This window comes from Aliinostoc maniaoense (assembly GCF_058172895.1).
Genome location: NZ_CP187952.1, coordinates 2,118,738 through 2,131,658 on the forward strand (window position 1 = coordinate 2,118,738; position 12,921 = coordinate 2,131,658).

At 42.1% G+C, this 12,921-nt stretch carries 14 protein-coding genes; 6 read left to right on the plus strand and 8 right to left on the minus strand.

Annotated elements, in window-relative coordinates:
- Positions 1 to 160: 160 nt before the first annotated feature.
- From ACPZ3T_RS09430 to ACPZ3T_RS09450, 5 genes are all read right to left on the minus strand, one after another.
- Positions 161 to 817 carry an HAS-barrel domain-containing protein gene (locus tag ACPZ3T_RS09430; protein ID WP_490275504.1) on the minus strand — a complete coding sequence of 219 codons (657 nt, stop codon included), beginning with the start codon at positions 815 to 817 and terminating at the stop codon, positions 161 to 163.
- A 52-nt stretch (positions 818 to 869) separates the two neighbouring features.
- Positions 870 to 1,067, minus strand: coding sequence for an NAD(P)H dehydrogenase subunit NdhS (locus ACPZ3T_RS09435; protein WP_490275506.1), 198 nt, complete (start codon positions 1,065 to 1,067; stop codon positions 870 to 872).
- Between the two features lie 121 nt (positions 1,068 to 1,188).
- On the minus strand, positions 1,189 to 2,505 hold the full coding sequence (gene rodA / locus ACPZ3T_RS09440; RefSeq protein WP_490275509.1) for a rod shape-determining protein RodA: 1,317 nt from the start codon (positions 2,503 to 2,505) through the stop codon (positions 1,189 to 1,191).
- A gap of 93 nt (positions 2,506 to 2,598) precedes the next feature.
- Positions 2,599 to 3,672, minus strand: a complete 1,074-nt coding sequence (locus ACPZ3T_RS09445; protein WP_490275511.1) for an Mrp/NBP35 family ATP-binding protein — start codon at positions 3,670 to 3,672, stop codon at positions 2,599 to 2,601.
- Positions 3,673 to 3,878: 206 nt separating this feature from the next.
- The gene (locus ACPZ3T_RS09450) at positions 3,879 to 4,418 is read right to left on the minus strand and encodes an SRPBCC family protein (RefSeq protein WP_490275513.1); all 540 of its coding nucleotides are present in this window, start codon (positions 4,416 to 4,418) and stop codon (positions 3,879 to 3,881) included.
- A gap of 346 nt (positions 4,419 to 4,764) precedes the next feature.
- Here ACPZ3T_RS09450 and hemF point away from each other — a divergent pair, with 346 nt between their 5' ends.
- Both hemF and ACPZ3T_RS09460 read left to right on the plus strand, forming a co-directional pair.
- On the plus strand, positions 4,765 to 5,802 hold the full coding sequence (gene hemF / locus ACPZ3T_RS09455; RefSeq protein WP_490275515.1) for an oxygen-dependent coproporphyrinogen oxidase: 1,038 nt from the start codon (positions 4,765 to 4,767) through the stop codon (positions 5,800 to 5,802).
- Between the two features lie 437 nt (positions 5,803 to 6,239).
- A complete protein-coding gene (locus ACPZ3T_RS09460) occupies positions 6,240 to 6,608 on the plus strand; it encodes an STAS domain-containing protein (RefSeq protein ID WP_490275517.1) in 369 nt (122 codons plus the stop codon).
- A 130-nt stretch (positions 6,609 to 6,738) separates the two neighbouring features.
- Here ACPZ3T_RS09460 and ACPZ3T_RS09465 read toward each other — a convergent pair whose 3' ends face one another.
- The gene (locus tag ACPZ3T_RS09465; protein ID WP_490275519.1) at positions 6,739 to 7,332 is read right to left on the minus strand and encodes a chromophore lyase CpcT/CpeT; all 594 of its coding nucleotides are present in this window, start codon (positions 7,330 to 7,332) and stop codon (positions 6,739 to 6,741) included.
- Positions 7,333 to 7,807: 475 nt separating this feature from the next.
- On the opposite strand from ACPZ3T_RS09465, the gene rplU reads away from it, so the two are divergent.
- Together rplU and rpmA are read left to right on the plus strand one after the other, a co-directional pair.
- Positions 7,808 to 8,200 (plus strand): 50S ribosomal protein L21, encoded by a 393-nt coding sequence (gene rplU, locus ACPZ3T_RS09470; protein WP_490275521.1) that lies wholly within the window; start codon positions 7,808 to 7,810, stop codon positions 8,198 to 8,200.
- Between the two features lie 33 nt (positions 8,201 to 8,233).
- Positions 8,234 to 8,512, plus strand: coding sequence for a 50S ribosomal protein L27 (rpmA, locus tag ACPZ3T_RS09475; protein ID WP_490275523.1), 279 nt, complete (start codon positions 8,234 to 8,236; stop codon positions 8,510 to 8,512).
- A 187-nt stretch (positions 8,513 to 8,699) separates the two neighbouring features.
- On the opposite strand, the gene ACPZ3T_RS09480 is transcribed toward rpmA, so the two are convergent.
- Positions 8,700 to 9,338: a hypothetical protein gene (locus ACPZ3T_RS09480; RefSeq protein ID WP_490275525.1), complete on the minus strand. Its 639-nt coding sequence runs from the start codon at positions 9,336 to 9,338 to the stop codon at positions 8,700 to 8,702.
- 306 nt (positions 9,339 to 9,644) lie between these two features.
- Here ACPZ3T_RS09480 and cruF point away from each other — a divergent pair, with 306 nt between their 5' ends.
- Positions 9,645 to 10,553, plus strand: a complete 909-nt coding sequence (gene cruF / locus ACPZ3T_RS09485) for a gamma-carotene 1'-hydroxylase CruF (protein ID WP_490275527.1) — start codon at positions 9,645 to 9,647, stop codon at positions 10,551 to 10,553.
- A gap of 147 nt (positions 10,554 to 10,700) precedes the next feature.
- Positions 10,701 to 11,897 (plus strand): 2'-O-glycosyltransferase CruG, encoded by a 1,197-nt coding sequence (gene cruG, locus ACPZ3T_RS09490; RefSeq protein WP_490275529.1) that lies wholly within the window; start codon positions 10,701 to 10,703, stop codon positions 11,895 to 11,897.
- Positions 11,898 to 11,940: 43 nt separating this feature from the next.
- Here the strand turns inward: cruG and rnhA are convergent, their stop codons facing one another.
- Positions 11,941 to 12,846 (minus strand): ribonuclease HI, encoded by a 906-nt coding sequence (rnhA, locus tag ACPZ3T_RS09495; RefSeq protein ID WP_490275531.1) that lies wholly within the window; start codon positions 12,844 to 12,846, stop codon positions 11,941 to 11,943.
- Positions 12,847 to 12,921 lie beyond the last annotated feature (75 nt).

Genomic DNA, 12,921 nt, shown 5'->3' on the forward strand with positions numbered 1-12,921 from the left:
TGGCGATTGAGTGGAGTATATATCTTTGTGGGACGGAACGCCTGATGATCCTGCCCTTATACTTCATTCAAGGGAGAATAGCCATAACAGTAAAAATTAACTGCAAAAATCAACAAACCTTAACTTAGAGTATCCAGACAATTGTGTCCCGACTAACTGCCTATGGGTGGATTTGGCTCAAAATAAACCGTAGGCGATCGTAGTCGTCTTTGAGTAGTACACTGAGAGTGCGTCCAGCTTTGATCAGCCATTGCCGATCAGCTTTGCGTAGCTGGTAAACCTCCCGAATTGCCGCCGCCGTTAAAGATTCCACTGGCGCGCCATTAATTGAAAGTAGTGTCCGCAAAAAATCTAGCTCTTCGGTGAACTTAACAATTAATTCTGGTTCGCACCGATACACAGCTTGATGAATTTGGGGAGGACGAGGTGGTAGATACTGATAAACTCTTTGGTTAGCAGCGACAATTGAGGATGATGGCTCAAATCCGACGATCGCAGCCCGAAATTCCGTTTTCAGCATAGCAAATATTTGGGGTTGCTCCTCACGCAAATCTTGCAATGATAAACCCAAAGCCACGGCTCGGTGTACGGAATCAACAGGCATTGTAGTTGCATAATACACTACCGCGTAGACTTGATTACCTGATTCCTCATCCACAGCCCGCACCCAACTACCAAAAGGCGGCATTGATGGAAAGCTCAAGTCTTCCGGTTCTAAACACTGTGCCAAAAATTCAGTAGAAGTAGTTTCAATCACCTCCGCAATATGGTTAGGATGGCGATCGCCTGTGTCAAACTGTGGTAGAGGAAGACGCATAGTAATTACAATCAACAGTCAAATAGCTTGAGACTCATGACTAATGACTCATTTATTTTCCTTTTTTCTTGCCAGTGGTAACTTCTACAGGTTCGAGTTCTGAAAGGCGAAAGGTAATGATCTTATCCCAGTTACCACCTTCAAACAACACGGCTACTTTACCATCACTCACACGCTGCACTAGTCCTTCATAGCGATAGTAAGTATCTGCGGGGTTCTTCACACGAACAGTTGCTCCAGGTAGAATCATAACTTCTTTCCTCTAAGTTTCCTCTTACTAGCTTAATACTTGTGATTAATCTATAGTCGATAGTCCAGAGTCAATAGTTAATCACTTTTCCACTAGTTATGATTGAGTATTGACTATTGAATCAGTAATAATACTTCTGGCGTTGACGAAAATTGGCTACAGATTCTACTATTCCTAAACCAATAAAATTAGCCAACATAGCAGAGCGTCCATAACTCATCCAAGGTAGGGGGATACCAGCAACAGGTGCTAAACCCACAGTCATACCTACATTAACTATCAACTGAAACAAGATCATCGATAAAACACCAATTGCCAGCAACGAACCAAAATTATCTTTGGCTGTTTGAGCAATGTGCAGTAACCGCCAGCAAATCAAACAAAAGACAAATAAAACAACCAAACACCCTACAAAACCAAATTCTTCACCCACTGCCGAGAAAATGAAGTCTGTATGTTGTTCAGGCACAAAATTTAGTTGTGTCATCGGCCCTTTAAATAAGCCCCAACCCCACATCTCACCTGCACCGATAGCAATACGCGATTGATGTTGGTGATAGCCAGCACCTAATATATCGTGTCCAGGACGAAGAAATGTTGTCAGTCGGTCTTTTTGATATTCTTTTAAGATATGATTCCAGGCGAAAACCCCCAGTTCACCACCAAGCATATTCAGTGACCAAGCACCAATACCACTAATCCCAAATCTTCGCCAAGGCAGAGTTTGCCACCCCACAATACCCATAGCTAATGACCAAATTAAACCTAAAAGACCCAAGGATATTTCGTGAAAAACTATCAGGGGTTGTGATAATGGCCAAGATATACCAAATAAAATTGCTGCTACTACTGGAGAAATCAACAAAATTAACCAACCTGGATTGGCATTAGCCCAGTACAACATCCCTAAAACTATCGCTCCAAATACTAGTGATGTTGCCAAATCAGGTTGAGTAAATACTAATAACCAAGGTAAAGCCGTAAATGCCAAAGCTCGGCAAAAGTTGGGGAGAGTTGCTGCCGTAGTTTTGTGTAATAAAGCCGCTAGTGTGATAATTACTCCTATTTTGGCAAATTCTGAAGGTTGTACATTAAATCCGCCAATAGTTATCCATCTTTGCGCCCCTTTGGCAGCAGTACCGATAATCATTACCGCAATCAGACTGAAGTTAGTCAGTGCGTATGTAATCCAATGCCAGTTGAGTAAATTCTCGTAATTACACCGAGCAATAAACACAGCCATAAAAGTCCCAATACTGGCAACTAGCCAATGCCACCACCAGTCTGTGACAGGTTGTTTGAGTTCGGTACTGAGGATCATCACCCCGCCAAAAATACTCACCCCAACAGTCAGCAAAAATAATAGCCAATCTACTTGCTGCCAAGGTTTAACCCAATACTGCCAACGAATTTTAGGGAGCGAACGTTTCAATAACATTGTCTGAGTTTAACGTTTAGCGATGAGATTTATTGACTATTAATAACTCTGTATTCCTAGGACACAGCCTAGGAATCACAAAAGAATTAAGATTTATGATGTTAAAGCTGCAACTGATACTTTACCTGCAATATTGAGGGCGATCGCTTTTAAAGCTTTGGCTGAAGCTGAATCTGGTTCAGCAACAACTATCGGCACACCATTATCACCACCAACTCTAGTAGAAATCTCTAGGGGTATGCAGCCCAACAACGGTACTCCTAACTCAGTTGCGGTTTTAGAACCACCACCAGAACCAAAGATATCGTACTGTTTATCCGGCATATCGGGAGGAATAAAATAACTCATATTTTCTATCATTCCCAATACAGGCACATTCATTTGCTGGAACATCCGCAAACCTTTACGGGAATCTAACAGTGCTACAGTTTGGGGTGTAGTCACAATTACCGCCCCAGACATAGGAACAGATTGAGTTAAGGTTAACTGAGCATCACCTGTACCTGGGGGCATATCGACAATTAAATAATCTAATTCACCCCATTGCACTTGATAAAGAAACTGACGAATGACTCCATTCAACATTGGCCCACGCCAAATCACTGGTTGATCTCGGTCAATGAGAAAACCCATTGAAACTAATTTCACACCATGATTAAAAGCTGGTTCGAGAACTTCACCGGTTTCTGTGGAGCGTACCACAATTTGAGCATCAGCTAGTCCTAACATGGTGGGATCATTCGGCCCATAGATATCCGCATCTAGCAAACCAACTTTTGCGCCTGTTTGTGCCAATGCTACAGCCACATTTACAGCTACCGTACTTTTACCTACACCCCCCTTACCACTGGAGACAGCAATAATATTTTTGACTCCCGGCACACCACTGCGGTCTGGTAAGCTTTTTTGTTGGGGTGTTTCTGCTGTTACCTCTACACTGACATTTGTGACCCCAGGTAGTTTTTTTACTGCTTTTTCACAGTCTTCAACAATAAATTCTCGTAAAGGACAGGCGGGTGTAGTTAACACCAAAGTGAAGCTGACTGTACCACCTGCAATTTTGACATTGCGAATCATGTTGAGTTCTACCAGACTCTTACGCAGTTCTGGGTCTTGCACTGGCCGTAATACTTCTAAAACAGACTGGGCATCAAGGACATCGTACATAACAATTCAAAATTCAAAATTCAAAATTAAAAATGAAGAAATGTAAAGCAATAATTGCTGACTGTGTTCTCAGAGATCGGCGTAACAAAATTTAAAAAATTTTTATTATCACCTAATAGAATCTTAACTTTCTTTAGTGATTAAAGATTAAGCATTGGTAATTGGGTAGAAAAAACTCATCAGTCATAAGTTTCTCCCCTACACCCCTACATCTTCTCAGTTCCCAGTCCCCAGTCCCCAATCCCATTAATTTTCTTCTGTCCTGAAACCCCTGCAAAAGCTGCCTTTTCTACCGCCTCCACTAAAGAGCGTGCCACACGGTCTGCATAGGGGCGAGAAAATGACCAAATAAGCGGCGATAACCAACCTCTGAGGGTGACTGAATAAGATAAACAAGTGCCACAGACTGTTGATTCTACTTGGTAAGTGACTCGTTCTTCTACACCAGGAATTGCCATGACTCTGATACTCAACAATTCTCTAGGGTTGACTCGCTCGACAAAAATCCTAATGGGAATTGGTGAAAAGCGTGTCACGGCTTGGTAAATTAGTCCTGGTTTGGGTACTAATCCATAGGGAACATTAGTACTTTTGAGTAGTGGATGCCAGGAAACATCTGTTAAGTCAACTACCTTTTTCCAGAGATCATCTACAGAAGCACAACTAATTTCTCGATATGTCCGTACCAGAGAAACGCAAAACCGACGGTGTTTGCGGTGGACGAATTTGGATAACCAAGCTCTCATTTACCAATCCTCCTCGCTAGACACTTGTTGGTAACTCTGGCATAGTCTGCTAATGTAATTCATCTGACTTAGCACTGAGTATCGGCTAAACCCCAGCACTCACCAGAGTCTGGTATCGATACCAGAATGTTCCCATCAAGAAGTACAACAAAAATTTAGTCAATATACAAGCCTATACGCATTTGAGGGAAAATAACTCTAGTCATGCCCATTGATCATATAAATGTTTAAGAAGCAAAAAAGTGTTTGGGCAATTTGAGCCGAATTTTTGGCTCGTGCTAGCCACAAATTTTTACAATTGGAATTTGTGGCTGTTTTGAAAAACGTAATTTAGTGCGGGAATCTCATGGTAACTAATTCACAAACCCCAACTGTAGAAGCAAAATTATCCACATCTTTACCTGCGACTGATGCAAAAGCGCGTGTCAGTCATTTTATGAAAAGTTTACAAGATGAAATTTCCCAAGCACTCGCAAAGCTGGATGGTGTGGCTAACTTTCATGAAGATAGTTGGGAACGTCCAGAGGGAGGTGGCGGGCGATCGCGTGTGCTACGAGATGGTGCAATATTTGAACAAGCAGGTGTAAATTTTTCTGAAGTTTGGGGTTCTCATCTGCCTCCTTCTATTTTAGCCCAGCGTCCAGAAGCAGAAGGACATGGTTTTTATGCCACTGGCACATCCCTGGTATTACATCCGCGTAACCCTTACGTTCCCACTGTTCACCTCAACTACCGTTATTTTGAAGCTGGCCCAGTATGGTGGTTTGGCGGTGGTGCTGACTTAACACCTTATTACCCTTTTGCAGAAGATGCAGCCCATTTCCACAAGACATTAAAGCAGGCTTGTGACCAACATCACCCAGAATATTACCCAGTTTTTAAACGCTGGTGTGATGAGTATTTTTACCTGAAGCATCGGGGCGAAACACGGGGTATAGGTGGTTTATTTTTCGATTATCAAGATGGACAAGGGGTTTTGTATCGTGGCCCTAACCCTAAAGGTGAAGCGGCTCAATATAGTGACCAAGTGGGAGTCCCCGCACAACGCAATTGGGAAGATTTATTTAGCTTTGTCCAGAGTTCTGGAGCGGCATTTTTACCTGCTTATCTACCCATTGTTGAACGTCGTCATGGGATAGATTATGGCGATCGCCAACGGAATTTTCAACTGTATCGTCGGGGTAGATATGTAGAATTTAACTTGGTCTACGACCGAGGCACAATTTTTGGCTTACAAACCAACGGACGCACAGAATCTATTTTGATGTCTTTACCACCTTTGGTGCGTTGGGAATACGGTTATCAACCAGAACCTAATTCCCCGGAAGCAGAACTGTATAATACATTTCTTAAGCCCCAAGATTGGATTAATTTTGCATCTTGAGTTTTGAATTGATTCATTAGCAATGACGTACTGTGGGATATTTATTTACTTTGGGTAGTTCTCAGTAACTCATGAATGATTGGTTGAAAATAATTCTGACTATTGAGTAAGTAATCTTACTCCTATACTCAGTATTGATTTAGTGAGTTAAACTACTAAAGGTAAGCACCGAGTCAAAAAAAGGTGACAAATTTAGCTGTATCTTGTTAAATTCAAGTTTCAGCAGTAAATAGTCCTGTTGTTGGTGGGTTAAATAATATAGGCTATTTTCCACTGACTCAATCTTTGGCTCATCAACATCCAGGACTAATACCAATAATCTGTAAGAAGCTACAGATAACACACTGCAAATCCAGATGCCATCTGACTTTCTTGCATGATGAATTGGTATAACTTAACCCACAGTACATTTTAACAAGAGTGCCACAGGGGGCTTAGTGATTCAAATCGAACAAACAACCTATACAACTCAAGATGGTAATACAGTTATTGTCTTGACTCCAGCAGGTCGGCTAGATATCACCACTGCTTGGCAATTTCGCCTGAAGTTACAGGAATGTATTTCTAAACTCAGCCGCCATATAGTGGTGAATCTTGGACAAGTAAATTTTATTGATAGTTCTGGTCTAACATCTTTAGTAGCTGGAATGCGTGATGCGGATAAAGTCAACGGCAGTTTCCGTATATGCAATGTCCATCCAGAAGCTAAACTTGTATTTGAAGTGACAATGATGGATACAGTGTTTGAAATCTTTGAAACTGAAGACGAAGCTTTAGAAGGTGTACCTCGCAGTATTGCTAGCTAACAGATAGCTAACGAAAGTGCTGAGTCACAATTGATGACTATTGAGTTGTGTTTTCCTCAAACACAGGTGGAAGGTAACAAATATAAAAAAATGATTAATGACTATTGACTCTGACCTCATCACTCAGCACTCAATACTGTTCTCTTTTGGTGTAGCGATAAGGGCCAACAATTGCTCCCCAAGTTGCTTTGCCTGTTAATTGATCAATTCCTTTATCATAAGTATTTAAGCCTGTTGCTGTACTTTCAAATCCTAAAGCAACTTGAATAGTATTGCCTTGGTAAGTGAACGTGCAACAAGTATCAGGCTCTGGAGTAGCAACAAATTTATATTGGTTAGGAGCTACTTCTTGTTGAGTAACTTTGAGAATACAACCCGGTAATAATTCTAATGCGTCTGGGGTGAGTGTCTGAAGTAGGGTAGGGTGACAACCTCCACCAATGAAGGCACTCGGATTTTTAATCATATAGTATTGTACTTTTAGCGATCGCTCAAATTCACTCGGCATTAAGCGCAGAATACGTTGCCGATAAGGACGGTCTAAATTGATCATATTTGCTTGTTCTGCAAATAGAGTAATGCTATCGTCTGCAAATAGTGGCACTGGTCGTTGCCATAAACGCAAATGTACAAACCAAACCGGTTCGGCTAAAGCTTGTTCCCTATTGTCAAATTCTCCCGCTAGGTAGTCACCTAAGATAGTTAAATCCCTCGAAAAACCCATAAATTTGCCCAATCATTAATTTAGTTCGGTTTTATAGGACTTCAGCAGGTGTCACATTAAATATGTCTTGTAGAGTGCGTCATACCACTTAAATGCTGTCAATAAACAGATTTTTGATATCTGACGCACCCTACTAATCTGTCAGTTGCCTAAGTCCTGGATAATTTAAAGAGAAAATCTGAGTCAGGCGATACCTTGGCTCAGATTTGTTGGTGCTGTTCTGTGTCTCTACTAACTACATTCACCAATTTGAGGATTTCGTAAATTCTGGCTAAATTTTTCCATAAATTCTCTAGTTTCAAATTTTACTTATAACAGGCAAATTTTATCATTTATCAATTGACTTTATACTTCAGACTAGAATATAATTTTAGATTGTCTGTCTAATTCCTGCTCGGATCAGGTAGACACCATGCAAAGGCTGAAAAAATTATTTTAAATCAGCTACCTGTACGGCAACCTTAAGGACAATTTCATGGCATACGCAATTATTGAAACTGGCGGAAAACAACTCAGAGTTGAGCCAGGTCGGTTTTACGATATTGAACTGCTCCCTGTCGAGCCAGATGAAAAAGTTACAATAGATGCTGTTTTATTAGTGCAGCATGACGGTGAAGTCAACATTGGACAGCCGTTAGTCTCAGGTGCAACAGTAGAAGGTACTGTAATGAGACATCTGAGAGGCCGCAAAGTCCTGGTTTATAAAATGAAGCCCAAAAAGAAAACCCGTAAAAAACGGGGGCATCGCCAGGAAATTACTAGACTGATGATTGATTCCATCACCATGAACGGTACAGTTTTCACAGCCCCAGCCGCTACCACTGAAGTTGTTGTAGAAACTGCTGCTGCTGAAGAAACTGCTGAATAATAGTTAAAGAATAAGCAATAAGCAAAGGAAACTATGGCTCATAAGAAAGGAACAGGCAGTACACGCAACGGTCGTGATTCTAATGCTCAACGTCTAGGTGTCAAGCGTTTTGGCGGACAAGTCGTGCTAGCAGGGAATATCCTCGTGCGTCAACGTGGGACAAAGTTCCATCCTGGTAATAACGTTGGTATTGGCAAAGATGATACTTTATTTGCCTTAATTGATGGCGTAGTTACCTTTGAAAGAAAAGGTAAATCCCGCAAAAAGGTGAGCGTTTATCCAGCCGTTGCTCCTGAAGCAGTAGCTAGCTAAATTCAAAGTTGGGCATAGTTGCCCAACTTAACACTGATTTTTCTCAGTAAAAATACTAAGCTATTACACCTATAGGTAGCACATTTCATTTGTCAATAAAAGCTGTAAACCCCTGCCCCCTGCTCCCTGCCCCCTGCTCCCTGCCCCCTGCTCCCTGCTCCCTGCCCCCTGCCCCCTGCGATATTAACTACCACCATAACTGCTGCACAACTCCTGTGTGTGCAAACGCACCTAAAGCAACACCTAGAATTGAAAAAATAGATGTAACTATAAAAGCTTGCCCTTCTGTGAAATCTGCTGATTGAAAGTCAATCCTCGCTAGAATAGCGGAGGAAATAATCAGCAAAGTATCAAGAAATACTTTAAACCAGGCAAGCATCATAAAAAATAAAAATGCTCCCACTACTGTAGCTACGAAGGTTTTAGTATTTGAACCCAGCAAAATACTAGAGTAGTTAGCTAAAGTGGAGTAGGGCGCAGTTAAAGTTCCTACCAAAAGCAGCAAACTCAGTACTACTACAAGCCAAGCAAACAAAGGAGCTTGTATTTCAGATAATGCCCAACCCAAAGTACCATAGCTAAGTATCAATAGTGATAGAGCTATCCAAGGAATGCGTTTGACGATTGACATGGGTTGGAGAGTTTGGCAATTTGCTGAGTATAAATTATTTTTATTGAAAGTGGCGGGAAACTCCATCCCCTTGTGACTGGAGAGGGATAGCCGCCCCGCCGCTTGGCGCATAGGGCATAGGGGAGGCAGTGCGATGGGCGGGTTTCCCGACTTGTAGCAACTGCCGTCATTGGTATGTTTTTTCCCATGCCCCATGCCCAATTCCCAAAAACACCATCCCGTTGTGGGTGGAATTTTTCAAATGATGAGAGCCTGCAAGTCACTCATGTGATCTTCAGACAAAGATTAACTTATCTTGATATACTGTGCCAGTAATAGCTTAGACTATAAGCTTATCATCCCATTTATTCTAGATACAACCAATAGGTTTTGATTCTCTGGCAAAACTTCAACAAATTTTTGCAGAGAATTACTGTACAAACTAGTTAATTTTTTTCGTAAACATTTGTAAACTGTTAGCAGCAGAGTAGCCAAGTATCACGTTTTGTTTAAGGAATGATCATGAAACAGCTTGTTATCGTTGAGCGCGTATGCCTCATTGGTCATATTGTGTCAATGGTGTTTGGATTGGTAGGGATACTACTGGTTATACCTAATGCAGAAGTCTTATTTCATCTATCTGAGATAGGACAAACAGCTATGCAGTGGAGTATGGCTGGTGGTGGAGTAGTTTATATGATTTTAGGTGCAGCAGCCGTATTTTTATACGCTTTACGGACATTAGGTTTAGGTCGCACCTTGGGGTTTATGCTACCTGCGGTATTGATTTCCTTAACCAGTGAACTGCTAGGAACTAGTACAGGTTTTCCTTTTGGTCACTACAGTTACTTAAGTGGCTTGGGTTATAAAATTGCTGGTTTAGTGCCATTCACTATTCCGTTGTCATGGTTTTATGTAGGTTGTTCTGCCTATTTGTTAGGACGTGCTGGTTTAGCCGTAGATAAAAAACCGAGCTTATTACGCCATATCGGTGCAATTGTTTTAGGTGCTTTGCTGCTGACTTCTTGGGATTTTGTACTTGACCCAGCAATGAGCCAAACTGCTTTACCCTTCTGGTATTGGCAACAACCAGGTGCGTTCTTTGGGATGCCTTATCAAAACTTTGCAGGTTGGATGGGTACAGGTTCAGTATTTATGACTGTGGCTGCATTGTTGTGGAGAAATAAACCCATTCAATTAGAGCGATCGCAGTTAAATGTACCTCTAATTATTTATTTAAGCAACTTTGGTTTTGCAACTGTAATGAGTTTAGCGGCTGGCTTTTCCATTCCCATATTACTGGGTTTAGTATTGGGTGTAGCTCCAGCTGTAGTGCTATGGTGGAAAGCCACAGTTTCCCCATCCCCAATTAACGTTGAACCTGCCACTAATGAAGTTGCAGTAGCTAGCGTAAAAGTTGCGTTGAAGTAAATTAGGGACTGGGGAGTTGGGGGCAGGGGGCAGGGGGTAGGGAGAAGGGGGAGCGGGGAGACAAGGGAGACAAGGTAGATTTTACCCTAATGCCCAATGCCCACTTCAAAAATTATGTAACGATTTCAATTGCACAATATTATTACTGTGGACAACGCTTTGATCATAGAAAGCTTCCTGTCGCTATGGTGCTTAATTATCCAATTACCTGCGACAGCGATATTGCTTTCGCGTCTGCTCAAGGGGCCAAGACGCAATCCTCCTATTCAACCCCAACAACCCACACCTGAAATTTTGGGTAGTGTTAGCGTTGTCATCCCTACACTAAATGAAGCTCTCAGAATTAGCCCCTTATTAGCTGGTTTGAGTCAGCAGAGTTACGAAGTCCGGGAAATTATTGTTGTAGATAGTCACTCCCAAGATGGGACTCCCGACTTAGTAAAAGCAGCACAGCAACAAGACCCCCGCTTTCGATTAATGAATGATGACCCTTTACCTGCTAATTGGGTGGGTCGTCCTTGGGCATTGCATAATGGCTTTTTGTATAGCTCAGAAGCTAGTGAATGGTTTTTAGGGATGGATGCTGATACAGTACCCCATCCGAATTTAGTGGCTGGCTTAGTCAAAACAGCAGCAGCACAGGGTTATGACTTGGTTTCTCTTTCGCCTCAGTTTATCCTCAAGTATCCTGGAGAATGTTGGCTGCAACCTGCATTGTTAATGACTTTGCTTTATCGCTTCGACCCAGCCGGAATTAACACAGAGCAACCAGAAAGAGTCATGGCTAATGGACAGTGCTTTTTGTGCCGTCGGTCTGTATTGGCTGCTGTAGGTGGCTATAACAGTGCTAGTAGCTCTTTTTGTGATGATGTTACCTTAGCACGGTACATCGCCGCCCAAGGCTTTAAAGTGGGCTTTTTAGATGGTGCAAAGGTGTTAAAGGTCAGGATGTATGAGGGAGCGTTAGAAACTTGGAAGGAATGGGGACGTAGTCTTGACCTCAAAGATGCTTCGCCTACTGCTCAAGTTTGGGGCGATTTATGGTTGTTGTCGTCAGTTCAGGGCTTACCTCTAGTAATTTTACTGACTTACTGGATAGCTTCGTTACTGCTGCCCTTACCTGGGACATTGCCTCTAGAGTGCCTATTGGGATTGAATGTATTTTTGCTAGTGATTCGCTTTGCCATGTTATTAGCGATCGCACCTTCTTATGATCGTCAGAATGCTCAAGGTGGCTGGCTGTTTTGGCTTTCTCCCTTAGCTGATCCTCTAGCAGTGGTGAGAATTTTTCTATCTGCATTACGCCAACCTCAAGAGTGGCGAGGTAGGAAATACGGTACATAGTGATGAGCGTAGCAATCACAACTCATCACTGATGACTGTAAACTTAGTCTTCTTCACCTCCTAGGCGATCGCCTCGTTCTAATTCCCAGAGAATTTGATTGCCTTCACGTCGTACCCTTGAGACTATCCAATTTCGCCATCGCCATTGATCTCCTCGACTAGTAACAGCACTAGCATGGACATCCATTAAATAGGCTAATTCAGAACTGGTGATTAGATAGCCTTTAGCGGCTATTTCGTCAGCAATACGTAGAGTTTCAACTAAGTTACGGAGTTGTTCAACCCTGTGTTCAGGTAGCTGTTCTTCGACTGTAGCCGCAGCGTGTGCGGTAGATGGTTCCATAGCGGTTGTGTTTGATGCGGAAGTACCGATTTCTTGTGTCTTTTTGTTAACTATTGTAGAGGTTTTAACATGATTCGGTACTTTTGATACAATATTTTCACTATGCTTAGGTAAAGATTTGTAATCTTCAGAAGTAGATAATTGCTGTAGAGAGGGAATTTTACCAGTTGCAAAACTGCGAGCAATGACATCACACCTTTCGTTACCAACGTTACCAGAATGACCGCGTACATGATGCCAGTTAACCTGCTTGGTATTGAGTGCATCGAGAGTTTCTAGTAAGTCTTGATTTTGGACGGGGTTGCCATCCGCCTTTTTCCAACCTTTCCGCTTCCAGCCTTTCACCCATTTAGTCACACAATTAATCAAATATTCGCTATCGGTATAGAGGGTGATAGGTTCAGTTTGTCCAGAGGAACGCAGAAATTCTAAAGCTGCGATCGCTGCTTGCATCTCCATCTTATTATTCGTAGTATGACTGGCAGCATCCCCCATTTCATGGATTGAACCATCACTGAAATAGACAACCACACCCCAACCTCCAGGGCCAGGATTCCCGGTGCAAGCACCATCTGTATATATACTTTGAATTGTTTGGGTAGACATAGTAAAAATATTCAGCCCCATTGATTAGCAAGGACTTGAGCGGCAAAAGATGGGAAGCAATATATACGTTAACGT